Origin of the sequence: Streptomyces sp. NPDC001401, assembly GCF_042895385.1 — a bacterium.
In the GTDB taxonomy this organism is placed as follows: domain Bacteria; phylum Actinomycetota; class Actinomycetes; order Streptomycetales; family Streptomycetaceae; genus Streptomyces.
This window is the reverse complement of the sequence record NZ_JBIAWI010000018.1, coordinates 83,857-109,650: the sequence shown is the minus strand read 5'-3', so window position 1 is coordinate 109,650 and position 25,794 is coordinate 83,857. Positions and strand designations below refer to the sequence as shown.

Sequence of the window (25,794 nt, the reverse complement as noted above, 5' to 3'; positions counted from 1 at the left end):
GTATGCCGGACCAGCCGATCCGCCGCAAGCGAATGACGGCCGAGCGGTGGGTCGAACTGCTCACCACCGCTCTCGACGTGATGCGCGAGGTCGGCTACGAGGCCATGACCATGGAGGCGGTGGCGGTCCGGGCCCGCTGCAGCAAGGCCACGCTGTACCGCATCTGGCGCGGCAAACCGCAGATGATCGTGGCGGCGCTGTACGCCACGCGGCGGGTGGACATAGGCGCGATCGACACCGGCACGTTACGCGGTGACCTGCTGGCCCTGTGCGACCAACTGGTGGCGGATGTGCAGCGGGACACCGAGTTGTTGGCGGCGCTCGCCCACGCCGTGCTCATCGATCCGGAACTCGCGTCGGCCATGCGCACGTCGCTGGTCGAACCCGAGTCCGCCGCGCTGGACGGATTCGTGGAACGGGCCGTCCAGCGCGGCGAACTGACCGCCCGGCCGGCCGCCGTCGAGTTCCTGCCGCAGTTGCTGTTCGTCATGCTGATGGCCCGGCCGCTGACCGATGGCGCCTTCCTCGACATGGACTACGCGACGCGTTACATCGACCTGGCGATCATGCCCGCGCTGCTGACCAACTGCCCTGTCGTTCCGCCCCCTTCGAGTCATGAGCATGTCCCCTTGGCCGTGGCACATAAGTCTTGTCGATCTGATATACCGCCTTCGGGAGGCGAAGAACCTGGTGCAAATAGCGGACCCCGGCGAGCGGTGAACTCGTCGGAAACGTCGCCAGGAAACGCGTGAAATGACATCAGGCCAGGTCTGCCGCGTCGCCGCTCAGTTCGAGGAGGAATCGTGACCGTCCCGCCCATGACGGACGTCGACATGTTCGCGACGTCACCAGTGGCCTGGAGGACGGCTCCTCTCGGTCGACGGCGAGGCCCGCGACGTCGCGCAGGCCCTGTACGACATGTGGCTCGGCGCCAGCGTCATGTGCAAGATCCATCGCAGCCTGGCGCCGCTCGCCGCCGCCGCAGCGGTGACCCGCAGGCTGCTGCACTTGTAGAAGGCCCGTGCCTCCTGGCCGATCGACCAGGAGATCCGCTTCATCTGAATATTTGACTGGTCCAATCAATCAAAGGAGTGTGTCATGAAGGTCCTCATCGTCCTCACCTCGCACGACGAGTTGGGTGACACCGGCCTTAAGACCGGTTTCTGGCTGGAGGAACTGGCGGCGCCGTACTACCGCTTCAAGGAGGCCGGCTGGGAGATCACCCTCGCCTCGCCGAAGGGCGGACAGCCGCCGCTGGACCCCAAGAGCAACGAGCCCGGCTCCCAGACCGACGACACCCGGCGCTTCGAGGCCGACCCCGAGGCGACCAAGGCACTGGCGAATACCGCGCGCCTCGACTCGGTCTCGGCCGGCGACTTCGACGCGGTCTTCTACTCCGGCGGGCACGGGCCGCTGTGGGACCTGGCCGAGGACATCGTCTCCGCCCGGCTGATCGAGTCGACCCTGCGCTCGGGCAAGCCGGTGGGGCTGGTGTGCCACGCACCCGGGGTCCTGCGCCACGTCGTCAACGAGGACGGCACCCCCCTGGTCTCGGGTAAGAAGGTCACCGGATTCGCCAACTCCGAGGAAGAGGCCGCCCAGCTCACCGACATCGTCCCCTTCCTGGTCGAGGACGAACTCACCAAGCTCGGAGGTGTCTACTCCAAGACCGGCGACTGGCAGCCCTACGTCCTCAAGGACGGTCTGCTGATCACCGGGCAGAACCCGGCCTCCTCGGCTCCCGCGGCCGACGCCTTGATCGAGCTGCTCAACACGGGCGGCGTGTGAGCGCCTACGTCGTCATGCTCGCCAGCGCGTGACCGCCCCGGCCGCGTCGGCCCCGTACGCCGGCGCGGCCGGGGCGGTTTGGGCGGGCACGCGGTGACACCATGCCTGCCCGAAGAGCCGGAGAGCCGATCCATTCCCGCACAGCCCCGAGACGGTAACCACCGTCGAGAGCGGTTGGCCGAGTCGTCGTACCGGGGGGACTCCGCACCTCTTGCAGCCAATTCAAAGATGCTTGTCATCTCGCGCAAGCGACGACGTTGCCGGTGGGCGAGGGGATGCGGTCTCGACTGCCGACGGCGCGCGAGCCGGGCCCGTTCGACGGCGTCTACGAGTCCACCCGGGCAACTTCCTGAGTGTCGCGCCCCCCGGCGCGCGCTCTCGCCACACCGGCCGGAAGGCCAAGCGCCTCAGGAACGCACCTGCCAGGCGTCGGGCGTTCGTCAGCGACGCGCGAGTTCCGCCGAGATCCGCTCGGTAGCCTCCATCACCATCTGTCCGTAGGGTTCGTGGAGATCGTCGGTGAGTCGGTAGCTGGGCAACGAGATCGACAGGGCGGCCACGGGTTGTCCCTGGCGATCGCTGATGGCCGAACCGACCGCGGAGACGTCCGGTCGCCACCGCCCGGGGTTGACTGCGAAACCTCGTGCCGCGACGGCCTCCAGCTCCGCGAGAACCTCCTTGCGGGTGAGGCGTGCGCCGGTGGCCAGATCGACGACGGGCGGGATGCGGGCGGCCCGCTCCGAAAGTGGGAGGCGGGAGAGGTAGGCCCAGCCCGACGCCGTAAGGACCATGGGCACCCGCTCGCCGACCTGCGCGACCGTTTGAACGGGCCGGGTCGACGGCACCTTGTCGATCAGGACCAGCGACTCGCCGTCCGGGACGGAAAGGTGGATGTTCTCGTCCGTTCGCCGGCCGAGGTCTTCAAGGACGGGGCGGGCTCGTTCTCGGAGGTCGTCCTGAGTCATGACCCTCGCTCCGACTGCGAGCGCCCGGGCGGTCAGGACCCAGCGCTGTTCTCCCGGTGCTCCCTGCGGGGCCAGCCAGCCGGCCTCGCCGAGAGTGCGCAAGATCCTGTGGACCGTCGCCTTCGGGATTCCCAGCGACCTCGCGAGGGCGCTGATTCCGACGGGTTGTGACCGGGCGACGGCTTCGAGGACATCGAGGGATCGCAGCACCGACTGCATTCCCTGCCGTGTGCCCGACGACTCACTCACGCTCTCTCCTTCGGTGGTGGACCCCGTCATCGTAGTGAGGGCGCCATGGAGTGGTTCTGATCGTAGCCGTGAGCCCTTCGGTCCGTATAGTGGATCACTTGACCGCATAATGGGTCGATTCTGCGCTGAACTCGTGCTCAGGGAACCGACGAGGAACCACGTGTGCAGCCAGAGAGAGTCCGGCTGACCGGCCGCAGGCGCTGGCCCGTGCCTGCCATGCGTTTCGAGCGGAGCGACGGGGCGGCTCATCGTCGGTTTCCTCTCCGGCTGCGAGGGGTCACCGTTGGGGGCTACGAGCTCGGGTTCGGCCGTCAAAGAGGATCTGGCCGATGAGGTGTCCATTTCGTGAGCCCGCGCTCGGGCGACCGAAGGAACGACACCGGGCAGCCGCCACCGATGGCAGCGCCAAGTCGAGGACGAGCTGGTCCGGCAGGCGCTCACCACCACTCCGGATCCCGGCTCGAGCAGCTGAGCACGCCCTGGTTCGGAGATCCACAACTTGATCACCGGCCATGCCCTCAGCGGTCGGGCGGCCTGTCGCCTGCGGGCCCAGCACCCCGCTGCTCCTGCCCGGAGACGACCCCGGGAACACCGTGCGTCCTCAACCGGGCGGATCCCCGAGAGGGGGTTTCCGGCGGTGGTCCCCACCCACGATCGTGTTGCGGAGGATTCCGAGACGCTCGACCTCGACCTCCACCGCGTCGCCGGGCCGCAGCAGCCAGGGTGGTGTGCGGGCGTAGCCGACACCGGACGGGGTGCCGGTGGCCAGCAGGTCACCGGGGCACAGCGTGAGGGTGCGCGAGATGTGGGCCAGCGTCTCGCCCACGTGGTGGATCATCTGGCTGGTGGAGGCGTCCTGGACGGTCGTGCCGTTGACCCGGGTCCGCACCCGCAGTCCGTCCCGCAGGTCACCCACCTCGCCGGCGGGCACCAGGGGGCCCAGCGGGCCGGAGTGGTCGGCGTTCTTCCCGAGGGTCCACTGTGAGGTCAGTTTCTGCGCCCGCCGTGCGGTGACGTCGTTGAACGTCGAGTAGCCGACCACCGCATCGAGCGCCTCGGCGGGGTCAGCGTCCACCAGACGTCGGCCCACCCAGGCCACGATCTCGCCCTCCCAGTCGAGACCATCCTCGGTGGAGGGCACGGGGATCTCGGCCCCGCCGACCGTCAGCGACCGCGTCCACCGCGCGAACAGCGTGGGGTGCTGTCTCTTCCAGGACGGCTTCGCCCAGCAGCCCTCGCGGTTCACCCCCGCGCAGACGGCGTTGTCCGACAGGATCATGCGGTACTGGGACACGTTCGCCGGGCGGGGCGTCCCCAACGGCCACGGCCAACCCGACTGGCCGGCGTACCAGGGCGGCGGCAACGGCATCGTGCAGCTCGCCCGGACAACGTCTCGACGATGCCGGACTTCGCGGCCCAACACCACTGCGCCTTCTGGCGCACTCTTGGACGGGCGTAGCCGAGCGTGACCCCGGGCGACGCGCGGTCTCCTGCCCGGCGTTACCGGCGGACTGTGTCTGGCTTGGTCGCCAGCACCTTGAGCGGTTTCGCTCGGCCCTTACTCCATGGTTCGGTCGAACTCGTCCTTGTCGAGTGCGCGGTGCGGCAGGGGAGTCGGATGGTCCCGGTCCTGGCGCAGGCCGTCCAGGAAGAGGACGAGGTAGCGCCTCCACACGTCGGGGGCGACGCTTCGGCTGTGCTCGGTGACGGCTCCGAGCATGAGTTGCATGAGGGGGAAGTCGGTGGCTTCGAAGTCGCCACGGAGTTGGCCGGCCTGCTGGGCGCGTGCGATGAGGGCGCTGATCGGGGGGATGAGGCGGTCCCGGGCGGCGGCCACCCGCTTCTTGCCGTGCAAGCCCTCCAGTAGGGCCTCCCGCAGACCGCGGTCTTCGGCGAAGTTCTCGGCGGTGGTCAGGAAGAAGTGGACGAATCCGTCCCAGGGGTCTTCGTGGGTGAGCGCCTGTTCGGCCAGTGCGACGAGATGCTCCGCGGCCTCTTCGAAGACGACTTCGACGAGTTGCTCGCGGTTGGCGAAACGGCGGTAGGCGGTGCCGACGCCGACGCCTGCCTGACGCGCGATGTCGTCGATCGTGACATCGAGCCCTCGTTGGGCGAAGGCCTCCCGGGCAGCGGCGAGGATGCGCAGCCGGTTGCGTTCCGCGTCGGCCCGCAGGGGGCTCGGGTGTGGCTCCGGGGGTGGTGGGGTGGGGTCGGTCCTGCGGCTCATGGATCCACTGTATCCCGTATGTGGAGATGACTTCTCCAGTTTTCGTGCTAGGGTGGGTTAGCAACCGGAGATTGCTTCTCCACTTTGATGGTCGAGTCGTCGTGTGGCTCGACCGGGCATTCGTCATGTCCCGTACGGCAACCTTCCTCCTGTCCGTCACCTTGACCAACGAGAGTACGAAACAGTTTCGTACGCTTCGGTCCGCAGGACACCTTCCCAAGGAGTCATCATGCGCAAGACCACTGTCGGTGCGGCAGCCGTCGCCGCCGCGCTCGTCGCCTCGCTCACCCTCGCCGCGGGAGGTTCGGCCACCGCGACCACAGCCTCCGGGCAGGGGCTGAGGCAGACCGGTCTTCCGGTCGCCGTCGACCCTGCCGCCGACCTCACCGCCAACCCCGACCGGCTCAACGAGTCCTGGTACGTCACCGCACACGTGACCGCCGGGGGCCACCGGTACGGATTCCTGGCCAATCACCTGACTTCCGGCGACGCCAAGCAGGGGCACACCCTCTCGACCGTGTCGATCACCGACGAGGACACCGGCTGGTACACCAAGTCGGAGATCGCTCTCCCTCCCCGGACCGGCCTTTCCGACAAGCAGGGCGTGGACATCCACACCGACAACATCACCTGGACCGGCGACACCAAGGAACAGAAGCTGCGCGCCAAGGTCCCCGAGGGCACTATCGACGTCACCTTCCGCCCCCAGGGCAACGTCCTCTACAACATGGGCACGGGCAACTTCCCCATGTTCGGCGACGCGAAGTACCCGAACTACGAGTACGCGCTCCCCACCATGGACACCTCCGGCACGCTGACCCTCAACGGTCGCACCGAGAAGGTCCGCGGGCAGTCCTGGCTGGACCACCAGTGGGGACCCCTTCCCGACATCGCCGCGGGCAAGGCCTCGTGGTCCTGGATGAATCTCGACCTGTCCAACGGCGACAAGATCAGCCTCTGGAAGACGAAGGACAGCAAGGAGAACACCTGGGCGACCGTCCTGAAGCCCGACGGCACCCAGACCGTCGCCGAGGCGACCCTCACGCCCGACAACTCCACCCTCTGGACCAGCCCGCACACCGGCAAGAAGTACCCCACCCGCTGGAAGGTCACGATCCCGGGCGAGCACGCCAAGCTGAACGTCAAGACCTACGCCAACGACCAGGAACTGGTGGTCCCCGGGCCCCGCTACGAAGGCAGCGCCGCCGTCACCGGCACCTACGACCACCGCCCGGTCACCGGCACCACCTACGTCGAGCTCACCGGCGGACAGTAGCCGTCCACGGCCGCTGCACAACGACTCGGCCACAAGAGCATCCTGCCTCTCCCCGCACGGCCCGACCGCCCCATCCCTTCACCCGGCTCTGGAGTTTCGTCATGCCCCGAACCACCGTCGACACGACGGACGCGGCCACCGTGTCTGTTCTCCCGTCCGCCGAGGCACCGCCTCGCCACCGCTGGTGGATCCTCGTCGTCATCGGTGTGGCCCAGCTCATGGTGGTGCTGGACGCGACGATCGTGAACATCGCCCTGCCCTCGGCCCAGAAGGACCTGGGCTTTTCCGACGGCGACCGGCAGTGGGTCGTCACCGCCTACGCCCTCGCCTTCGGCAGCCTGCTTCTGCTGGGGGGACGCATCGCCGACCTCTTCGGCCGCAAGATGACCTTCTTGGTCGGGCTGGTCGGCTTCGCCGGCGCCTCGGCCCTGGGCGGCGCCGCGGGCAGCTTCGAGGTGCTCGTCGCCGCGCGGGCGGCGCAGGGAGTGTTCGCCGCCCTGCTCGCTCCGGCGGCCCTGTCCCTGTTGACCACGACCTTCACCGATGCCAAGGAACGCGCCAAGGCCTTCGGCGTGTACGGCGCCATCGCAGGCGCCGGCGGTGCCATCGGGCTGCTGCTGGGAGGCGTGCTGACCGAGTACCTCGACTGGCGCTGGACCCTGTACGTCAACCTCGTCTTCGCGGCCGTCGCCTTCGTCGGCGGCATGCTCCTGCTGCAGCGCACCACCCGCGACAAGTCCGCCACCCTCGACATCCCCGGTGCCATCCTGGTGGGCGGCGGCCTGTTCTGCCTGGTCTACGGCTTCTCGAATGCCGAGAGCCATGACTGGAGCTCCCCGCAGACCTGGGCCTTCCTCCTCGCCGGAGCCGTCCTGCTCGCCGTCTTCACCTGGTGGCAGACGCGCGCCGCCCACCCCCTGCTGCCGCTGCGGGTCCTGCTCGACCGCAACCGCGGCGCCTCCTTCATCTCCGTTCTGATCACCGGCGCCGGCATGTTCGGTGTCTTCCTGTTCCTGACCTACTACCTCCAGCAGAGCCTGGGCTACACGCCCATCAAGACCGGGCTGGCCTTCCTGCCCATGGTCGCTGGTCTCATGCTCGCTTCAACCCTTGCCACCACCGTGCTGATCCCCCGTATAGGCCCCAAGGCGATCGTGCCGCTGGGTATGGGGCTCGCCGCCGCCGGCATGGTCTGGCTCACCGCCCTCGACCTGAACAGCAGTTACGCCACCGACATCATGCCCCCGCTGGTCGTGGCGGGTCTCGGCCTCGGGCTGGTGATGGCCCCGGCCATGAGCCTGGCCACCGCGGGCGTGGGTGCCGAGGACGCCGGCGTCGCCTCCGCCGCCGTCAACACCATGCAGCAGGTCGGCGGTTCCCTTGGCACCGCCCTGCTCAACACCCTCTTCTCCAGCGCTGTCACCGACTACCTCGACGGCAGGAACCCGGCGGACCCGGCCGTCCAGGCCCAGGCCGGCCTGGAGGGCTACTCCACCGCCTACTGGTGGTCGGCCGTCTTCTTCGCCGTCGGCCTGGTCATCAGCATCGTCCTGTACCGCCGCGGCGTACCCACGCAGGACCCGGACGCAGCGCCCGTCGTCCATATGTAAGACCCAGCCCGGGCCCGCGACGACCCCCACCCTCCGAGACGGCCCGCCCGCAAACCCGGCGGGCCGTCTCGGCCCGGCACCCCAAGCACCCTCGTCGATGACGTCGCATCCCCCCACACCCGGCAAGGAGAACGACCGGCATGGTCTCCGTCCTCATCGTCAACGACCAGTCCCTGCAGCGAATCGGCCTCCGGATGCTCCTGACCGCCGAGCCCGACCTGACCGTCGTCGGCGAAGCAGTCAGGGGAGCCGAGGCGGTCCGCCTGAGCACCGCACTCCGTCCCGACGTTGTCCTGATGGCCACCCCTTCTCCCGACACGGACGGCATCGAGGCCATCCGACGCATCACCCGACCCGTACGCCTTCTCCCCGACGTCCCCGACTCCGCCAGAGCAGACTGGATCCCGCCCCGCGTCCTGGTCCTGGCCTCAACCAGCCGCGAGGGACACGCTCACGCCGCCCTGCGCGCCGGAGCCGGCGGATTCCTCCCACACAACGCCAGCCCAGACCAACTCGCCGCCGCCATCCGCATCGTCGCCGCCGGAGACGCCGTCATCACCCCCGGCCTGACCCGCGCACTCATCGACACCGTCCGCCAACAGCGCACCCCCGACCCCCTTGAGCAGCACACCGAGTCCGACACCTTCACCGGACGCGAACGCGACGTCCTCCTCGCCGTCGCCTCCGGCTGGTCCAACGCCGAGATCGCCGCCCGGCTGTCCATCGCCCCGACCACCGTCAAGTCTCACGTCAGCCACATCCTCGCCAAGATCCAGGCCCGCTCCCGCGTCCAGGCGGTGGCCTACGCCTACGAGTCCGGCTTGGTACAACCGGCGGCCTGACACATGAATCGGCGCCGGGGCCGTCCTGAGGTGCTACGGAGACTTCTTCCGGACCGACCGAGGCGGCGAGTGGCGGGGCTCGCGGCCTCAGCCGGTGCCGACCTCGTGCGCCATGGTGTTGCTCGACTCTCCGTAGGTGTGTGAGTCACTGCCATCCGCGAGCCTCGGGCACCTTGACACGCCCGCGCAGCTCAGAGGTCGTTCGCCCGTATTGAGGTGCGCCCGCCAGGTCGTTGGTCAGGCAATCTCGGGTGTGGCTTCCGACCCGATGCCCAATTGTTCGATCGCCGAGGTCATGTGCCTGTGCAGGATCTCCTGGGCCGCTGCCGCGTCTCCGCGCGCGACCGCGTCGGCGATGGGGGAGTGGGATGTCGCGGACATGGCCACATCGCGGCGTTCGCCGGCTGCGCTCATGATCACCACGCGCATCGGCCCCTCGAGCTGTCGCCAGGTTTTGAGGAGTATCGAGTTGCCGGAGAGCTCGCACAGCAGGAGGTGGAAGCCGAGATCGGCCTCGACCTTCGCGGCCAGGTCCGCTCCTGACTCGAAGGCGTCGTGGAGCTTTGCCAGGGCCTTGCGCAGGGCTTCGGCCGCGTCCTGTCTGCGGGGTGACGCGATGATCTGCGCCACCGCGAGGCCTTCGAGCGCTTCCCGGACCTGGAACAGTTCCCGCACCTCGGTCGGGGTCAGTTGGGACACGCGCAGCATGCCGCGGGCGCCCGCGGTGACGAGCCCCTCCTGCTGGAGGTGGCGCAGGGCTTCGCGTACCGTGCCGCGGCTCACCGACAGGTGCTCGGCGATCTCCACTTCTCCGAGGTGGTCGCCGGGGCGGTACTGGCCTGTGGTGATGGCCGTCCGCAGAGCCACGAGCGCGCGCTCCCGGAGCGTCGTCGAGCGGGTGAGACTGGTCAAAGCCTGACCGGACACGGTCGATACCCCTTTCAACGCTGCGAGCGATCATTGTAGACCAGCTGTCGTCTGTTGACAGTCGGCAGTTCGACCGGCCGGGAGGGTTGACACGTCTCTTCATCGGGCCCAGCATCATCCCTCGACTGTTAACAGTCGACAGTCAACAGTGAGCCCGGGACGGCTCGCTTGCCTACGATCAAGGAGGATCGGCATGGCTGAGTTCACGGCGCCGCAGCAGGCGGCGCACGGGTCGCCCGAGCGTCTGAGGGTCGCCGTCGGGTGCGGGGTCGGCGCGACGATCGAGACGTACGACTTCATCGGCTTCGGAACGGCGGCCGCCCTCTATTTCGGTGATGTGTTCTTCCCGGACTCCGATCCGCTCTCGGCCACCCTGCTGTCCTTCGCGACGCTGGGGATCGGCTTCGCGGCACGCCCGCTGGGCGGCATCGTCGCCGGTCACCTCGGCGACCGCGTCGGCCGCAAACCCGTCCTGGTCGGCTCCCTGCTGCTGATGGGCGTCGCGACCGTGCTGATCGGCTGCCTGCCCACGTACCAGATGGTCGGGATCTGGGCGCCGGTGCTGCTGGTCGTGGTGCGCGTGATCCAGGGGCTCGCCTTCGGCGCCGAGTGGGGCGGCGCCATCCTGATGACCTTCGAGCACGCCCCCTGGCGGCGGCGTGGGCTGTACACGGGCATCACCCAGGCCGGCTTCCCGGTCGGTCTGCTGCTCGCCAACCTCGCCTTCCTGTTCAGCCGACACACCCTCAACGACACCTGGGCCTGGCGCGTGCCATTTCTGCTCAGCTCCGTCCTGATCGCGGTCGGCATCTTCATCCGGCTCAAGATCGACGAGTCACCCCAGTTCGAGGCGCTCAAAGAGTCCGGCGAAGTCGTCAAGAACCCGCTGCTGGACGTGATCCGAGAGGACTGGCGCAACGTCCTGCGGGCCTTCTGCCTGCGGATCACGGAGACCGCCGGGTACGCCGTCTCGGTCACCTTCGTGCTGTCCTACCTGGACGACGGCGACGCCCCCGACGTCTCGAGCACCACCACCCTCACCGCCCTGGTGACCGCCGCGGCCCTCGGTATCGCCGCCACCACGCTCTGGGGCCACCTGTCGGACCGGATCGGCCGCCGCCCGGTCTATCTGCTGGGCTGCGCGGTGAGCGTCGCCTGGGGCTTCCCGCTCTTCCTGTTCGTCAACACCGAAGCCGCGGCACTTGTCCTGCTCGCCTTCCTGATCAGCTACGCCGTCTGCCAGAACTCCCTCGCGGGTGTCCAAGGAGCCTGGTTCTGCGAGCTGTTCGCGACCAGGACCCGTACCGCCGGAACCTCCCTGGCCTACCAACTGTCCGCCGTGGTCTCCGGGTTCACTCCCATGATCGCTACGGCGCTCTACTCCGCCACCGGTTGGACCGGGCCCGCCATCCTCTTCAGCTGCTACGGACTGCTGGGCCTCGTGGCGGCGCTGGTGACGCGCGAGACATGGGGCGTGGACGAACGCCGGGCAGCCGACCGGGCGGTGACCGCGTCCGCCCAAGCCCCTCTCCCCGCTACCCCCTGACAGAGACGAGGATCAACGTGATGTCCCCTCAGGCAGTCGGAACAGCGGTTCCGTCGACCCGGCGCGTCAGCGCCCTGAAGGACTCCGCCTACCGCATCCGTATGCACGCGCTGGACATGGGGGAGACCCAGGGCCAGGGCTACATCGGACAGGCGCTGGGCGTGGCCGACATCCTGGCCGTCGTCTACCAGGACGTCCTCAACCACCGTCCCGCCGAGCCGGACTGGCCGCAGCGCGACCGGTTCCTGCTCTCGATCGGCCACTACGCGATCGCGCTGTACGCGGCGCTCGCCGAGGCCGGCGTGCTGGACGTCGGCGAACTCGCCACCTACGGCAGCGACGACTCGCGCCTGCCCATGTCGGGCATGGCCTCCTACACACCTGGCATGGAGATCTCCGGCGGCTCCCTGGGCCATGGCCTGGGCGTCGCCACCGGAATGGCCCTGGGCCTGCGCCACCAGGGCAGCGACGCACGCGTCTACAACCTGCTCTCCGACGGCGAACTGGACGAGGGCTCCACCTGGGAGGCGGCACTTGCCTGCGCCCACCACGGCCTGGACAACGTCACCGCCATCGTCGACGTCAACGCCCTGCAGGCGGACGGCCCCACCAAGGGCGTACTGCGCACCGAGCCGGTCACGGCCAAATGGGAGGCGTTCGGCTGGCATGCGGTCCGTGTGGACGGCAACGACATCGAGGCACTCGTCGCTGCCTTCGACGACCTGCGCGGGCACCGCGGCTCCCCGGCCGTGGTCATCTGCGACACCCGGATCGGATGCGGCGTACCGATGCTGGAGACGCGCGAGAAGGCCCATTTCATGCGGGTCGAGGAGCACGAGTGGCAGCTCGCCCGCGACCAGTTGACTGAGCCTCACCACACCGCCGTCCAGAACGAAGGAACCGCCCGATGAACACCCCGGCACCGCCCCAGGCCCCGCAGCGCAAACTCACCACCTCCGCGATGATCGCCTCGATCGCCGAGGAGGGACAGCGCACCACCAAGGCGCCCTTCGGCCACGCGCTGGCCCGGCTCGCCGACGAACGACCCGACATCGTCGGACTCTCCGCGGACCTGGCCAAGTACACCGACATGCACGTTTTCCGCGAGGCCCACCCCGAGCGCTTCTTCCAGATGGGCATGGCGGAACAGGCGATGCTGGGCGCGGCCGCGGGCCTGGCCGAGGTGGGCCTGACGCCGTTCGCCTCCACCTACTCCGTCTTCGCCACCCGCCGCGCCTACGACTTCCTGTGCCTCGACATCGCCGAGCCGCAGCTGAACGTCAACGTCGTCGGCGCCCTGCCCGGCCTGACCACCGGCTACGGACCCAGCCACCAGGCGACCGAGGACCTGGCCATCCTGCGCGGCATGCCCGGCCTGACGATCGTGGACCCCGCGGACTCGATCGACATCGAACAGGCCGTCCCGGCGCTCGCCGCCCACCCCGGCCCCACCTACATGCGGCTGCTGCGCGGAGCCGTACCGACGGTCCTGGACGAGTACGACTACCGGTTCGAACTCGGCAAGGCGGCGGCGCTGCGCGGCGGACGCGATGTCCTGTTCATCTCCACCGGCCTGATGACGGTGCGTGCCCTGACCGCGGCCGACGAACTCGCGGCCGACCGCGTCGACGCCGCCGTCCTCCACGTGCCGACGATCAAACCGTTCGACCGCGAGACGGTGCTGCGGGAGGCCGGCAAGGGACGCCTCGTGGTAACGCTCGAGAACCACAGCGTCGTCGGAGGCCTCGCTGAGTCCGTGGCCTCCTGCCTGGCCTTCGCCCAGCAGAGAGCACGCATCGTCCCGATCGGGCTGCCGGACGAGTTCCTCGCCGCGGGTGCGCTGCCGACGCTCCACGATCGCTACGGCCTCTCCGTCGCGGCGATCAAGGAACGCGTCCGCCGCGAACTCTGATCTGCGTTCACCCCCATTCCCCCTCTCTGGAGCACCGCATGGCCATCGACCCCACCCCTCGCACCGCCGTCATCACCGGCGCCGGCTCCCGCCGCGGCATCGGACGCGCCACCGCGCACGCCCTGGCTGCCGTCGGCTACCACATCGCCGTCCTCGACCTGGACAAGGAGGCCGCTGAGGACACCGCCCGGGAAGTCGCCGCCCGGCACGGGGTGGAAGCCCTGGGACTTGCCGCGAACGTCACCGACGCCGACGCCGTCGACGCCGCCATCGGGGCGGTCGAAGCGGCGCTCCCGCCCGTCGGCGCCCTGGTCAACAACGCGGGGATCACGTCACCGACCCGCTTCCTCGACGTCACGCCCACCGAGTGGGACCGGATCCTCGAGGTCAACGTCCGCGGCAGCTTCCTGGTCACCCACCGCGTGGCTGCCGGGATGGCCGAGCGCGGGTTCGGCCGCATCGTCTTCCTGTCGTCCGTCTCGGCCGAGCGCGGGGGCGGGGTGTTCGGGGGAGTGGCCTACTCGGCGGCCAAAGCCGCCCTGCTGGGCTTCGCCAAGGCGCTCGCCCGCGAACTCGGCTCATCCGGAGTCACGGTCAACTCCGTCGCCCCGGGCCTGATCGACACCGACATCACCCAGGGCAAACTGGACGAGGAGCGCAAGGCGGCAATGATCGCGGATGTTCCGGTACGCCGCATTGGCGCGGTCGAGGACGTCGCCGACGTCATCGCCTTCCTGGCCCGGCCCGAGTCCGGCTACCTCACCGGCGTGACGTACGACGTCAACGGCGGGTCCCACATCCATTGACCGGCCCCCGACCGGGAGAAGGCCGACCGGCGGATCACGTGCGCACGTCCCGGTCGGCGGCCGCCACGGGGAAGACCCGTTCGGTCGGCGGGAGACGGCGGTGGAACACGCGTTCCCGCCGACGGCGCTGGTCGCACACGTCGGCGGGGACCGCGGCGGCGTTCGTTCCGGGGGTGGGCCGGACGGTCGTCGCGGGCGTCATGAGGGTCAGGCGGCGCTGCCGCCTCTTGACGATCTGCGGCTCAAAGGCGCCGACGCCGACTCCACGGCGGTCTCGGTCACCACGAACCTCTCTTGATCATCAGATCCGCCGGTGATCAGACACTCCCGGAAGCCGCCTTCTCCAAGGTGCCGCCGCCGTCGAGGTAGAAGTCCTCTCCGACCATCAGCCCGTCGCGGAACGGGATGACGATGACAGCTCTCGACGTCTGCACGAAAACGTCGTCGACCGTTCCCCCGTCCGGCAAGGGCACGCCCTCCTCGGCGAGCACCGCGCCGGGCAGCCGAACACGCGTGTAGCCGTCCCAGGCGATGGCGTCATCGTTGATGAAGAAGTGCTCGACCTCGACTTCGAGGCCGTCCATCTCCAGCGCGCCGTTGGCCATGTTCGCGATGTAGTTCGCGCGCACCGCGTCGCTGTCGATGACCCGTCCGCCCTGCCGCTCGACCACGACGGGGTCGCCGTAGTTGTGGTAGACGCAGTCTTCCACCAGCGTCGCCATCGTCCGGTCGATGTCGTGATCCCGCACCTCGGCGACCGAGTGCTCGATCAGCAAGTCGATCATCGCGGCATGTTTCGGATTCTCCGTCTCCGCCTTCCGGGCCTCGAGAAAATCGATGAACCTCGCCATGTCAGGCAGGCGAGCCCCCGCCGGCGTCGCTTCCTTCTGCTGTTCAAGAGTCGCCATGATCTCCTCCTTGGGATCGGTTGAGCCACGTTTCCAAATCGCTCCGGCCCATCGCGAAACGGGACGCGGCGTCGATCGTCAGCTCGGCCACGAGCCGTCGACGAACAGGTCGCCATGGCCGCCCTTGCAGGTGGTCTTGGGGTCGGGGTCGGGCCATCCGGCCAGGTGCAGGTGCATCGTGCTGGCGGCCGTGATGACCTCGATGAAGTACGGGCCGTCCGCGGCGATCGCGCGCCGGATCGCCGGTACCATTTCGTCCGCCTTCTCCACCCGCTCACCCGGCACGCCCAAACCCTTGGCGACGGCGGTGTAGTCGGTCTCGGGAAGGTCGGTCCAGTGCGTGAACGGTATCGAGCCGGGGCCCCCGTGCTCGCGGCCGCGCCGGCCGCCGTAGAGGCCACCGTTGTTGAGGACGATGCTGATGACCTTGAGATTGCGCTCGGCGAGCACGGAGAGCTCCCCGCAGTCGTAGTAGAAGCCGGCGTCGCCGCCGATGCTGACGACCAGGCGGTCGGGCGCGGCGAGCTTGGCGCCGATCGCCACCGGGAGGGACGACCCGAGCGCCGCGTAGTGGAAGCCCAGTGGGGCGGCGAAGCCGTCCGGGTACTTCGACTCCCGGTACACCATCCCTGGCACCGGGAAACCCTCGTCGTTGACGAAGATGGTCCCGGCGGGGGCCTCCTCGGAGAGGATCTGGCCGATCGCGGCCGGCATGATCGGGTCGGTGCCGACGAAGGACTTCAGCGTCTCGGCGTAGGAGTCCTTCGCCGTTGAGATCTCGGCTGACCGCACCTCACCTGCGTGGCGTCGGCCCTTCAGTCCGGAGGCGTCAAGCCCGCCGTTGAGCTGGCCGAGGAACGTCTTCGCGTCGGCGACGACGCCCAGCGTCGGCTGGAAGATCCGGCCGAGCTGGGACTGCTCGATGTCGACGTGCACGACCTTGTCCGGCTTGGCGAGGGACCACGACAGGGTGGCCGTCTGGGAGAAGGAGAACCCGACCGCGATCCACAGGTCGGCCTCCTCGGCCACCTTGGTGCCGGTCCCGAAGTACCCCCAGCCGCTCATGTCGCCCGCGTAGAGCGGGTGGTCGTCCGGCAGCACCGCCCGGCCCCTTGACCTCCTCGACGACGAGGTAGAGCGACTGGTTTCCGCGTACCCACGTGAGCCCTTGTCGGAGCTTTGGGACGACCTCCTTGAGACCCAAGACCAGGTGTTTCGCCTCCTTGAAGGAGGCAGGGTTCGGAAGCTGTCCCACCTGCGTGACCTGAATGTGAAGGGCGCCGTTGTCTCGTTCCTCGTCGCCAAGGGCTTCAATGACATGGAGTCCCCGCACCAGGCGATGACCATGACCCGCCTCGCCGCCTCATTCGCCCGGAGCGCCGAACACACGGGACTCATCGCGCTCACCGACGGGCTGAAGTCGCTGATCGCCTACTGGGCGGATAAACCGGAAGACGCCTACCACTACGCGAGCCAGGGCGCCGCGACCGCAGACGGGCTGAGCGGAACTGTGGGTTTGTGGCTACTCGGCCTCCAAGCCCGCGCCGCCGCGGTCTTGGGCGACGAGGAGACGGTGCGCACTGTGAACCAGGAAGCTGCCGACCGGCGCGAACACGTGGTCCTCGACGACCTGGATCGGCTTGGAGGGCTGTTCACGTATGCACCGGAGAAGCAGCTCTACTACGTAGTGGAGTCCGGGGCGCTCCTCGGGCACGGTGATACACAGCTCGCTGCCAAAGCGGAGCAGGCCGTGAGGGAATTCAGCGATCGAGGTTCCCCGAACTGGGCGTTCGGAGACCTTGCCGGATCGCAGTGCGACCTGGCGCTCATCCGTCTCTCCGGCGGCGACGGGGAAGGTGCCGCAGACGCCATTCGCCCTGTGCTGGACCTGCCCGTCTCTCACCGGAACAACGGCATCGTCGTCTCGGCGCTACGTGTTCGACAAGAGTTGATGGTCAGTCCCACGCGTACAGCTGCTGCTGCTCGCGACCTCCGTGGGGAGATCGAAGCCTTCCCAGTGAGTCGGCCAGCGCTGCCCCGAGGCTAGAGTCCCGAACATGCACCCGGTCCCGCGCTCCAGCCCACGGCTCGCTCTTCGTGAACTCACTATCGAGGACATCGACGCGGTACTTGCTATTTACGGCAGTCCCAAGGCAACGGAGCATCTGTCGTTCGCGCCGCGTACACGCGAACAGGTCGAACAGGTCGTGGACCGGGCTATCGCCTCCGCTACGGCGGACCCGCGCGTTGAATATGCTCTGGCCGTCGTTGAGCGGGACACGAACGAACTGATCGGGTTCGGGCGGCTCGCCATGGACCCGCACCAGCAGCGCGCGGTCACCCTCGGCTTCGCGCTGCGCCCCACCTCGTGGGGCGTCGGCTACGGCGTCGAAACCGTACGCCTCCTGCTCGCCTTCGCCTTCGAGGACCTCGAACTACACCGCGTCTGGGGCGCCCGCTCCCCGCTCAACGGGGCCTCGGCAAAGACCATGGCGGCAGTGGGCATGGTCGAAGAAGGCATCATCCGGGAGCACATCCACAAGGCCGGTCAGTGGAGAGACTCCGTCGTACACGCCATGCTCGAACGCGAGTGGCGCGAGCTTCATACTTACTGGCCCTAGCAAAGCCTCTGGACGTGGCGGTGAGTGATCAGGCAGACGGCGAGTTCGAGGAATGCCGCGTGGATGTCGTCGCGTCGTTCCCATCGGATCCGTAAGTGGCGGAAGCCCTGCAGCCGGGAAGTTGGGTTGGCCGCGCGGCGAGGTGTCTGCCGTGGCAGCTCCTTTTCCTCGCGGCCTCCCGTCGAACCGGGCTTGACGCTTTCGCTATCACTCGGCTCTCCAGTGATCACGGCGTGAATGATCTGGTTGCCTGTGCCTCGTGGATCAGGTCGTGGCAGGTGTCGCAGGCCGCGACCGTTATGCGGCGCCGTGCCGGTCGGGCACTCGAGGTCTGCCCTCGACCTGCTTCGGGAGCGGGTCGGGCAGCAACGGCTCGATGAGCGACCCCAGTTCGTCCGACACGATCCACGGCCGCGGCTGACGCTTCCCCATGGCCTCATCAACGAGTGATCAAGCCGACAGTCGCATGATCCCACCACTTTTGTTAGAGACAGTAAGTGAGTACTGGTCGACGCAGTCCCTTCCTTACGACTGGACGCTGGCGTCTGGCGCACTGCCAGTCGTTGCCCGAAGAGGCGAACGGTGCCGAATGATGCGGCACTAGGCCTAGATGCCCGAGATCGGCCGAGTTATGTGCCTCCACGGTGAGGTCCATGCTCGCTCATTCGCTCACGGCAGACGAGAATGATCCTCGAAGGACTGGAACTCGTTCTGGGCCTATGTCAAAGTACAACACTCACGTAGACAGGCCAACGAGTGGCTTGACGGTGGATTTGGCGAGGTGCTCATCCTATTTCGACTGGCCGTTCAATCTCGCAACTTCAGCCCTGGCTGCCGGGCGTAGGCCGCCGCTGTCCCTTGGGCCATTTGCGAGGCGCATGTTTGGCAGGCTGAGTATGAGTATCGATGGGGTAATGCCGCGGGCGTGACTTCGAGTCGGCGCTTGGCAGGCGGTGGCGCAACATAGCCGACGATCGCCGGTTAGCCAAACCGGCGATCTTGAAGACCATTGAGTCGTTCGTGGCGGCTTTGCTTGGCCGGGGAGCCCAACGGACTAAGCGAGGCGGCAGGTAGATGGAAGGACAGGAAACGGGCGGCTAGCGCCAGCCGTTTCCTGTCGGTCTGCAGCCCCCGCTTCGCTGACTGCGGTGACGCAGATGCTCCGCGCTGCCTTGGCGGATGGCGGATGCCGTCCACCCCATGGCCTGGGTCGCGAGTGCAGTTCTGTCAACCGTGGTGCTCAACGCTTCCGTCCCACTCAATCGAGAAGACTTCGATGCCACGTCCTCCTGCACTCAAACTTGCCGAAGTCCTTGCGGAGATCCGCATGAGCCCGTCCGCGTTCTATCGCCTTCGGGCCCGAGGGCTGGCTCCTCGGATGATCAAGTTGCCGAATGGAGAACTGCGCTGCCGTCGCGCCGATCTGGATGCGTGGTGGGATGCGTGTGAAAGGGATACGCCTGAATGGCGATGAGCTACAAGGTTCGATTCTGGGAGATACGCGAGCGGGGTTGCGTCCAGGGAAGTGGTGTACGGGTTCAACCTGATCCGGGGGTTTGCTCCGGCGTTGGGATGGTGCCCGCATAGATGAACGGCCACCGGCTGATCTTCGAAGTGTCGAAGCCTCGAAGGAGATCAGCACGATGACCGCACCAGACAGTCTGCCCCTGCACGCTCTCGCGGAAGACAACCTCGCTGCGGCGAGTCCCGATCTGCTGCGCGCGATGGTCAAGACGTTCGGCGACGCACTCATGTCCGCCGAAGCCGATGCTCTCTGCAACGCCGAATACGGGCAGGTCAGCGACGAACGCGTCAACCACCGCAACGGATATCGCCCGCGCGAGTGGGACACGAGGACCGGGACCGTTGAGCTGGCCATCCCCAAGCTCAGGTCCGGGAGTTACTTCCCGCACTGGCTCCTCGAACGACGCCGAAGGGCCGAACAGGCCCTCATCTCGGTGGTCGCCACCGCCTACCTGCTCGGCGTGAGTACACACCGGGTCGAGAAGCTGGCCGAGTCCCTCGGCGTCACCCAGCTGTCGAAGTCGCAGGTCTCGGCGATGGCCAAGCACCTGGACGAGCAGGTGGCCGCGTTCCGCAACCGGCCTCTGGACCAAGGGCCTTACGCGTTCGTCTGGGTCGATGCCCTGACCCAGAAGGTCCGCGAGGGCGGCCGCATCATCAACGTTCATGCGCTCATCGCGGTCGGCGTCAACGCCGACGGGCATCGCGAGATCCTCGGCATCGACGTCGCCACTGCCGAGGACGGTGCCGGCTGGCTCGCCTTCCTGCGCTCGCTGATCGCCCGTGGTCTCTCCGGAGTCCAGCTGGTGATCTCCGACGCCCACGCCGGCCTCGTCGATGCCATCGGCGCGGTCCTGCCGGGTGCTTCGTGGCAGCGATGCCGCACGCACTACGCCCGAAATTTGCTGAGCCAGGTTCCGAAATCGGCCCAGCCGTGGGTGGCCACCCTGCTGCGGACCATCTTCGAACAGCCCGACACGACGGCTGTCCAGGCCCAGATGCGGCACGTGTTGGACGCCTTGGAGGCCAAATTCCCCAAGGCCGCAGCCCACTTGGACACCGCCCAGCACGACCTGCTGGCCTTCACCGCGTTCCCGCGCGAGAGCTGGCGGCAGATCTGGTCCAACAACCCGCAAGAACGCCTGAACAAGGAGATCCGCCGTCGCACCGACGTGGTCGGTATCTTCCCCGACCGCACCGCCCTGATCCGGCTCGTCGGCGCGGTCCTGGCCGAGCAGAACGACGAATGGACCGAGGCCCGCCGCTACATGGGACTCGACCTGCTGGCCAAGGCCCGCCTCCACCCGATCGAGTCAGAAACCGACGACACCGCCCTGCCCACCGAACTCACCGCATAGCCTCAAAACGAGATCACCGAGTGGCCGTCAATACACCACTCCCGCGGACGTGACCCGCGAGCGGACCGATCGTCGCTCGAGTTTCGAGGTCCGCTGGACGGTCAACGGCCGGGAGAACTCCGAGTCCTTCCGGACCAAGGGACTTGCGGAGAGTCGACGGTCCAAGCTGATGACCGCCGCTCGCGACGGCGAGCCCTTCGATACCCAGTCCGGCCTGCCGGCCTCCGAGATCCGGGCTCTAAAGCAGCGTACGACGTGGTATGACCTCGCTCGGGCATACGTTGAGCAGAGGTGGGGGCGGACTCCAGGGAACACCCGCCGCACGATCGCGGAAGGCCTGGCCACGATTACCCCCATGTTCGTCGAGGGAGGCGCTGTCTACCGGGAACCTCGCGTACTACGTCGAGCCCTGTACTCGTGGGCCTTCAACAAGAACGCGTGGCAGGACGATCCCCGAGAAGAGTGGCAGGTCGCACTCAAGTGGCTGGAGCGCCACTCGCTGCCTGTCAGTGAACTGGAGGAGCGGGACGTCTTGAGGCGGGGGCTCGACGGACTCTGCCGGAAACTTGATGGGACGGCAGCTGCCGCGAAGACCGTGAAGCGAAAGAGGGCAGCGGTCAACGAGGTGTTCGAGGAAGCAGTCGAACGCGGCTACTTCGCGCACAACCCGCTCAATGGCCTACGTTGGTCGGCGCCGGAAGTCGATGACGAAGTCGACCCCGACTGCGTGCCGAATCCCGCTCAGGTTGCTCGCCTGCTGTCTGCTGTGAAGGCCCTGCCCGGCCGTGGCTCTCACCTGTACGCCTTCTTCGGCTGCATGTATTACGCCGCCATGCGCCCGGCGGAGGTCATACACCTCCAGAAGTCACAGTGCCGGCTCCCGGCGACTGGGTGGGGACTTCTGAACTTGAAGGACGGCGTTGTGACCGCCGGTAAGGAGTGGACCGACGACGGCGCTGTACACGAGATCCACTCTTTGAAGCGCCGGGCAGCCAAGGCCACGCGACCAGTCCCGATTCCTCCCGTCCTCGTCCGTATGTTGCGCGAACACATACGACAGTTCGGAGTTGCTCCCGACGGACGTGTGTTCCGCAACACGGCGGGAAACTACATCGATGCCTCGGCGTACAACATCACGTGGGGGCGAGCACGCGAGGCCGCTCTTACTCTTGACGAGCAATCCCTCAACCTGGCGAAGCGCCCTTACGACCTGCGCCACGCCGGCATCTCGTTCTGGTTGGCCTACGGCGTCGACCCAGCGGAGTGCGCGCGCCGAGCCGGCCAGAGCATCCAAGTCCTCTTCCGCTACTACGCCAAGTTCCTTGCCGAGACGAGGAATCATGCCAACCGGCTGATCGAGGACTCCATGTAGCGCTGGGAGAACCTGGCCGAAGACCCGGAGGGAGTCTTAGTGGAACCTTGGCCCGGAAATGCCCCGGAACTGCAGGTCACAGGTGGGATAGGGGTGGGAGATATCGGGAGTAAGGGCGTTTTTCGACTCGCAGTTTAGTTGTGCTCCGAGAGGGGCGTCTGACAGGCATCTGACCTGGTCAGACGCCCCTTTTTCTGTGCCTAGAAGAAGCCGAGCTTCTTCGGCGAGTACGACACCAGCAGGTTCTTCGTCTGCTGATAGTGCTCCAGCATCATCTTGTGCGTCTCGCGCCCGATGCCCGAGCCCTTGTAACCGCCGAACGCCGCGTGCGCCGGGTAGGCGTGGTAGCAGTTCGTCCAGACGCGGCCCGCCTGGATGGAACGGCCCGCGCGGTAGGCGGTGTTGATGTCGCGGGTCCACACGCCGGCCCCGAGGCCGTAGAGGGTGTCGTTGGCGATCTTCATGGCGTCGTCGAAGTCGTCGAAGGAGGTCACCGAGACGACCGGTCCGAAGATCTCCTCCTGGAAGATCCGCATGCGGTTGTCGCCCTCGAAAATGGTCGGCTGGACGTAGTAGCCGCCCTTCAACTCGCCGTCGTGCTCGATGCGTTCGCCGCCGGTGAGGACCTTGGCGCCCTCCTGCCGGCCGATGTCCAGGTAGGAGAGGATCTTCTCCAGCTGGTCGTTGGAGGCCTGGGCGCCGATCATCGTGTCCGTGTCGAGGGGGTGGCCCGTCTTGATCTGCTCGGTGCGGGCGACCGCCGCCTCCATGAACTCGGCGTAGTGGCCGCGCTGGACCAGCGCCCGGGAGGGGCAGGTGCACACCTCGCCCTGGTTGAGGGCGAACATCGTGAAGCCCTCGAGGGCCTTGTCGCGGAAGACGTCGTCGTGCGCCGTGACGTCCTCGAAGAAGATGTTCGGGGACTTGCCGCCGAGTTCGAGGGTGACCGGGGTGATGTTCTCCGAGGCGTACTGCATGATCAGCCGGCCGGTCGTGGTCTCCCCGGTGAACGCCACTTTCGCCACCCGCGGGCTGGAGGCCAGCGGCTTGCCCGCCTCCACGCCGAAACCGTTGACGATGTTGAGGACGCCCGGCGGGAGCAGGTCGGCGACCAGGCTCAACCAGTAGTGGATGGAGGCCGGGGTCTGCTCGGCCGGCTTCAGCACGACTGCATTGCCCGCCGCCAGCGCGGGCGCCAGCTTCCAGGTCGCCATCAGGATCGGGAAGTTCCACGGGATGATCTGCGCGACCACGCCGAGCGGCTCGTGGAAGTGGTACGCCACCGTGTCCTCGTCGACCTCGCCCAGCGAGCCCTCCTGCGCCCGGATCGCGCCCGCGAAGTAGCGGAAGTGGTCGATGGCGAGGGGGATGTCGGCGGCCAGCGTCTCGCGCACCGGCTTGCCGTTCTCCCAGCTCTCGGCCACCGCCAGCTTCTCGAGGTTGGCCGCCATCCGGTCGGCGATCTTCAGCAGGATGTCGGAGCGCTCGGTGACCGACGTACGGCCCCACGCCGGCGCGGCTGCGTGCGCCGCGTCCAGCGCTCGCTCCACGTCCTCCGCCGTGCCGCGCGCGATCTCGGTGAACGGCTGCCCGTTCACCGGCGACGGGTTCTCGAAGTACTGCCCGCGGGCCGGCGGCATGTACTCGCCCCCGATGAAGTGGTCGTAGCGCGCCTGGTAGGAGACGATCGCGCCCTCGGTGCCGGGCGCAGCGTAACGGGTCATGCTGGTCTGCCTCCTTCTAAGCGCTGCCCGCCGTTGGGCAGCTCCCGTCGGGAGGCTAGGGACGGCGACGTTGCAACTACGTTGCCGTGAGCACCGGGGACCGGCCGCGCGGACGCTACGACGGTATGGCTCCCCGGCGGCCTGCAGCGCTGCGCCAGTCGGCCGGTGCCGTCAACTCGCCTTCCAGCGCGGCCAGTCGGGCTCGGACCGTCGCCGTGGGCCGGACGGCGGCCAGCGCCCGCCACACGTCGAGGTCGTCCTCGCCCCATGGTGCGTGTGCCCAGTCGGCCAGCAGGTCGGGGTCGCGGCGGGCGATCAGCGCCGTGCGCAGGCCGTCAGCGAGGCGGTGCCTGAGCCGCACCACCGCCGGGGCCTGGGAAGCGGGCAGCAGCGGCCCCGCGTACGCTGTCGCGGCCGCCGTGACCGCACCGGTCTCCAGCCGCCGCTCGACGACGGCCACGTCGCACTCGACGGGCACGGTCAGCCGGTACGGCCGTGAGGCCAGCAGTCCTGGGCCCAGCACCCGGCGCAGCCGGGCCAGTTCGGCGCGCAGCGTCACCGGTGTCACCGACTCGTCCTCGTACAGCGCGCACAGCAGCTCGTCGCCGGTCAGCCCCTCCGGATGACGGGCCAGCAGGACGAGGATCTCGCTGTGCCGGCGGCTGAGCCTGATCCTGTGTCCGGAGGTGAGGAGTTGTGCCTCGTCCCGGCCCAGCGCCGTCAGCTCGGGCGTGTCGACGGCGGGCCGCTCCGGCACGAGCAGCGCCAGCTGGGACTCGGCGGCGCGCGCGACCGCCTGCACGAAGCCCAGGCTGTGCGGATGCGCGAGACCGTCACCGCCGGTGATGTCCACGGCGCCGAGCACCCGCCCGGTGCGCGGATCGTGCACCGGAGCCGCCGCGCAGGTCCAGGGCTGCACACGCCGGATGAAGTGCTCGGCTGCGAAGACCTGCACCGGCCGGTCGACGGCGACCGCGGTCCCCGGCGCGTTGGTGCCCATCGCCGTCTCCGCCCAGCGGGCACCCGGCACGAAGTTCATCCGCATGGCATCCCGCCGGGTGGCCGGATGGCCCTCGACCCACAGCAGCCTGCCGTGCACGTCGCACACCGCCAGCAGATGCTCCCCGTCGGCGGCGAACGTCCCCATCAGCTCACGGAACAGCGGCATCACCCGCGCCAGCGGATGCTCGGCCCGGTAGGCGCCGAGATCACCGTCCACCAGCTCCACGCTCGCCGTGCCGTCGGGCCCCACCCCGGCCCGCGCGGACCTCCGCCACGATTCGGCCACCACCGAACGCACCGGACGCGTCACCGTGCCCACCTCGGTGAACGTCTCGTGCGCGCGACGCAGCATCCGCGCGTGCTCGGCAGGGTCGGCCCCCGGCTCCAGGGCCACCCACTGATCGGTCAACTCGGCCTCCCCGAGAGGTGATGTGGCTGAGGACATCGTCACTCCGGGTACGCGCGCCGACAACCGTTTCGACCGGGTCACCCGAACGACGGCCCTCCCGCCGGGCCCAACGGCCTTCCCTCCGCGGTCAGGCGGTGTTGACGAGCTTTATGTAGCGTCTCCAGTCCCAGTGGGGTCCGGGGTCGGTGTGGTCCGTCCCGGGCACCTCGTAGTGCCCGATGATGTGCTCCCGGTCCTTCGGGATGCCGTACTTGGTGCAGATCGCCGCGGTGAGCCTGGCCGACTGTTCGTAGAGGGCGTGGGTGAAGTATTCGGGGCGGTCCACCCAGCCCTCGTGTTCGATGCCGATGCTGCGTGTGTTGTAGTGCCAGCTCCCCGCGTGCCAGGCGATGTCGGCCTCCCGCACGCACTGCGCCACATGCCCGTCCGCCGAGCGCACCAGGTAGTGCGCGGTCACCTTCTTCTCCGGGTTCTGGAAGATGGCGAGCGTCTTGGCGTACGTCTCCTGCGTGACATGGATGATCACGCAGTCGAGGGGAGAGGACATGGGGCGGTCCGACGCCGTGTAGTTGGACGCGCTCGCCGGCTGCCACTCGGCGGCCGGGTAGTCGACGGCCTGGTCCTGCGCCCCGGCTCGCGCGTCGGGAAGCAATGCATACGGGACGGCGGCCAGGGCGGCGCTTTTCAGGAAGCGCCGTCTGGATGTGCCCGGTCTTGCCCGTTCCATC

At 68.1% G+C, this 25,794-nt stretch carries 26 protein-coding genes; 15 read left to right on the top strand and 11 right to left on the bottom strand.

The features are described from left to right. Positions 1 to 2: 2 nt before the first annotated feature. Positions 3 to 752 carry a TetR/AcrR family transcriptional regulator gene (locus ACFY10_RS42020; protein WP_390670600.1) on the top strand — a complete coding sequence of 250 codons (750 nt, stop codon included), beginning with the start codon at positions 3 to 5 and terminating at the stop codon, positions 750 to 752. A gap of 346 nt (positions 753 to 1,098) precedes the next feature. After that, the gene (locus ACFY10_RS42015; protein WP_390670599.1) at positions 1,099 to 1,788 is read left to right on the top strand and encodes a type 1 glutamine amidotransferase domain-containing protein; all 690 of its coding nucleotides are present in this window, start codon (positions 1,099 to 1,101) and stop codon (positions 1,786 to 1,788) included. A gap of 440 nt (positions 1,789 to 2,228) precedes the next feature. Here ACFY10_RS42015 and ACFY10_RS42010 read toward each other — a convergent pair whose 3' ends face one another. Both ACFY10_RS42010 and ACFY10_RS42005 read right to left on the bottom strand, forming a co-directional pair. Then, a complete protein-coding gene (locus ACFY10_RS42010) occupies positions 2,229 to 3,002 on the bottom strand; it encodes an IclR family transcriptional regulator (RefSeq protein ID WP_390670598.1) in 774 nt (257 codons plus the stop codon). A gap of 601 nt (positions 3,003 to 3,603) precedes the next feature. After that, on the bottom strand, positions 3,604 to 4,365 hold the full coding sequence (locus ACFY10_RS42005) for a fumarylacetoacetate hydrolase family protein (protein ID WP_390670596.1): 762 nt from the start codon (positions 4,363 to 4,365) through the stop codon (positions 3,604 to 3,606). Between ACFY10_RS42005 and ACFY10_RS42000 the strand changes: the two genes are divergently transcribed. Next, positions 4,265 to 4,471 (top strand): hypothetical protein, encoded by a 207-nt coding sequence (locus tag ACFY10_RS42000; protein WP_390670595.1) that lies wholly within the window; start codon positions 4,265 to 4,267, stop codon positions 4,469 to 4,471. The genes ACFY10_RS42005 and ACFY10_RS42000 overlap by 101 nt on opposite strands. 89 nt (positions 4,472 to 4,560) lie before the next feature. On the opposite strand, the gene ACFY10_RS41995 is transcribed toward ACFY10_RS42000, so the two are convergent. Continuing rightward, a complete protein-coding gene (locus ACFY10_RS41995) occupies positions 4,561 to 5,229 on the bottom strand; it encodes a TetR/AcrR family transcriptional regulator (protein WP_390670594.1) in 669 nt (222 codons plus the stop codon). A 229-nt stretch (positions 5,230 to 5,458) separates the two neighbouring features. On the opposite strand from ACFY10_RS41995, the gene ACFY10_RS41990 reads away from it, so the two are divergent. From ACFY10_RS41990 to ACFY10_RS41980, 3 genes are all read left to right on the top strand, one after another. Next, the gene (locus ACFY10_RS41990; RefSeq protein WP_390670593.1) at positions 5,459 to 6,505 is read left to right on the top strand and encodes a lipocalin family protein; all 1,047 of its coding nucleotides are present in this window, start codon (positions 5,459 to 5,461) and stop codon (positions 6,503 to 6,505) included. A gap of 101 nt (positions 6,506 to 6,606) precedes the next feature. After that, positions 6,607 to 8,115, top strand: a complete 1,509-nt coding sequence (locus tag ACFY10_RS41985) for an MFS transporter (protein ID WP_390670592.1) — start codon at positions 6,607 to 6,609, stop codon at positions 8,113 to 8,115. Between the two features lie 140 nt (positions 8,116 to 8,255). Further along, positions 8,256 to 8,957 carry a LuxR C-terminal-related transcriptional regulator gene (locus tag ACFY10_RS41980; RefSeq protein WP_390670591.1) on the top strand — a complete coding sequence of 234 codons (702 nt, stop codon included), beginning with the start codon at positions 8,256 to 8,258 and terminating at the stop codon, positions 8,955 to 8,957. A 237-nt stretch (positions 8,958 to 9,194) separates the two neighbouring features. Here ACFY10_RS41980 and ACFY10_RS41975 read toward each other — a convergent pair whose 3' ends face one another. After that, complete coding sequence (locus tag ACFY10_RS41975; protein ID WP_390670720.1) at positions 9,195 to 9,824, bottom strand: GntR family transcriptional regulator; 630 nt, start codon at positions 9,822 to 9,824, stop codon at positions 9,195 to 9,197. 253 nt (positions 9,825 to 10,077) lie between these two features. On the opposite strand from ACFY10_RS41975, the gene ACFY10_RS41970 reads away from it, so the two are divergent. The 4 genes from ACFY10_RS41970 to ACFY10_RS41955 are packed head-to-tail and all read left to right on the top strand — an operon-like array spanning position 10,078 to position 14,148. Further along, complete coding sequence (locus tag ACFY10_RS41970) at positions 10,078 to 11,430, top strand: MFS transporter (RefSeq protein WP_390670590.1); 1,353 nt, start codon at positions 10,078 to 10,080, stop codon at positions 11,428 to 11,430. A 20-nt stretch (positions 11,431 to 11,450) separates the two neighbouring features. Next, positions 11,451 to 12,341 carry a transketolase gene (locus tag ACFY10_RS41965; RefSeq protein WP_390670589.1) on the top strand — a complete coding sequence of 297 codons (891 nt, stop codon included), beginning with the start codon at positions 11,451 to 11,453 and terminating at the stop codon, positions 12,339 to 12,341. After that, positions 12,338 to 13,342: a transketolase family protein gene (locus ACFY10_RS41960; RefSeq protein WP_390670588.1), complete on the top strand. Its 1,005-nt coding sequence runs from the start codon at positions 12,338 to 12,340 to the stop codon at positions 13,340 to 13,342. Before ACFY10_RS41965 ends, ACFY10_RS41960 begins: the two co-directional genes overlap by 4 nt. Positions 13,343 to 13,380: 38 nt before the next feature. Beyond that, on the top strand, positions 13,381 to 14,148 hold the full coding sequence (locus ACFY10_RS41955) for an SDR family NAD(P)-dependent oxidoreductase (RefSeq protein ID WP_390670587.1): 768 nt from the start codon (positions 13,381 to 13,383) through the stop codon (positions 14,146 to 14,148). Between the two features lie 34 nt (positions 14,149 to 14,182). On the opposite strand, the gene ACFY10_RS41950 is transcribed toward ACFY10_RS41955, so the two are convergent. From ACFY10_RS41950 to ACFY10_RS41940, 3 genes are all read right to left on the bottom strand, one after another. Then, positions 14,183 to 14,350: a hypothetical protein gene (locus tag ACFY10_RS41950; RefSeq protein WP_390670586.1), complete on the bottom strand. Its 168-nt coding sequence runs from the start codon at positions 14,348 to 14,350 to the stop codon at positions 14,183 to 14,185. A gap of 115 nt (positions 14,351 to 14,465) precedes the next feature. After that, on the bottom strand, positions 14,466 to 15,056 hold the full coding sequence (locus ACFY10_RS41945; RefSeq protein WP_390670585.1) for a nuclear transport factor 2 family protein: 591 nt from the start codon (positions 15,054 to 15,056) through the stop codon (positions 14,466 to 14,468). Positions 15,057 to 15,134: 78 nt separating this feature from the next. After that, on the bottom strand, positions 15,135 to 16,157 hold the full coding sequence (locus ACFY10_RS41940) for a thiamine pyrophosphate-dependent enzyme (RefSeq protein ID WP_390670584.1): 1,023 nt from the start codon (positions 16,155 to 16,157) through the stop codon (positions 15,135 to 15,137). A gap of 67 nt (positions 16,158 to 16,224) precedes the next feature. Between ACFY10_RS41940 and ACFY10_RS41935 the strand changes: the two genes are divergently transcribed. Both ACFY10_RS41935 and ACFY10_RS41930 read left to right on the top strand, forming a co-directional pair. Next, positions 16,225 to 17,103 (top strand): hypothetical protein, encoded by an 879-nt coding sequence (locus ACFY10_RS41935; protein ID WP_390670583.1) that lies wholly within the window; start codon positions 16,225 to 16,227, stop codon positions 17,101 to 17,103. A 10-nt stretch (positions 17,104 to 17,113) separates the two neighbouring features. Further along, the gene (locus ACFY10_RS41930) at positions 17,114 to 17,677 is read left to right on the top strand and encodes a GNAT family N-acetyltransferase (protein ID WP_390670582.1); all 564 of its coding nucleotides are present in this window, start codon (positions 17,114 to 17,116) and stop codon (positions 17,675 to 17,677) included. Between the two features lie 297 nt (positions 17,678 to 17,974). On the opposite strand, the gene ACFY10_RS41925 is transcribed toward ACFY10_RS41930, so the two are convergent. Next, positions 17,975 to 18,109, bottom strand: coding sequence for a hypothetical protein (locus tag ACFY10_RS41925; protein ID WP_390670581.1), 135 nt, complete (start codon positions 18,107 to 18,109; stop codon positions 17,975 to 17,977). Between the two features lie 844 nt (positions 18,110 to 18,953). Here ACFY10_RS41925 and ACFY10_RS41920 point away from each other — a divergent pair. From ACFY10_RS41920 to ACFY10_RS41910, 3 genes are all read left to right on the top strand, one after another. After that, complete coding sequence (locus tag ACFY10_RS41920; RefSeq protein WP_390670580.1) at positions 18,954 to 19,151, top strand: helix-turn-helix transcriptional regulator; 198 nt, start codon at positions 18,954 to 18,956, stop codon at positions 19,149 to 19,151. A 169-nt stretch (positions 19,152 to 19,320) separates the two neighbouring features. Further along, positions 19,321 to 20,559, top strand: a complete 1,239-nt coding sequence (locus ACFY10_RS41915) for an IS256 family transposase (protein WP_390670579.1) — start codon at positions 19,321 to 19,323, stop codon at positions 20,557 to 20,559. Between the two features lie 49 nt (positions 20,560 to 20,608). Beyond that, positions 20,609 to 21,931 (top strand): tyrosine-type recombinase/integrase, encoded by a 1,323-nt coding sequence (locus tag ACFY10_RS41910; protein ID WP_390670578.1) that lies wholly within the window; start codon positions 20,609 to 20,611, stop codon positions 21,929 to 21,931. Between the two features lie 200 nt (positions 21,932 to 22,131). Here ACFY10_RS41910 and ACFY10_RS41905 read toward each other — a convergent pair whose 3' ends face one another. The 3 genes from ACFY10_RS41905 to ACFY10_RS41895 all read right to left on the bottom strand — a co-directional run bounded on the left by ACFY10_RS41905 (position 22,132) and on the right by ACFY10_RS41895 (position 25,793). Beyond that, positions 22,132 to 23,655: an aldehyde dehydrogenase family protein gene (locus tag ACFY10_RS41905; RefSeq protein ID WP_390670577.1), complete on the bottom strand. Its 1,524-nt coding sequence runs from the start codon at positions 23,653 to 23,655 to the stop codon at positions 22,132 to 22,134. Between the two features lie 115 nt (positions 23,656 to 23,770). Then, positions 23,771 to 25,066, bottom strand: coding sequence for a GAF domain-containing protein (locus tag ACFY10_RS41900; protein ID WP_390670576.1), 1,296 nt, complete (start codon positions 25,064 to 25,066; stop codon positions 23,771 to 23,773). Between the two features lie 127 nt (positions 25,067 to 25,193). Then, positions 25,194 to 25,793, bottom strand: a complete 600-nt coding sequence (locus ACFY10_RS41895; RefSeq protein ID WP_390670575.1) for an N-acetylmuramoyl-L-alanine amidase — start codon at positions 25,791 to 25,793, stop codon at positions 25,194 to 25,196. Between the last annotated feature and the right edge of the window lies 1 nt (position 25,794).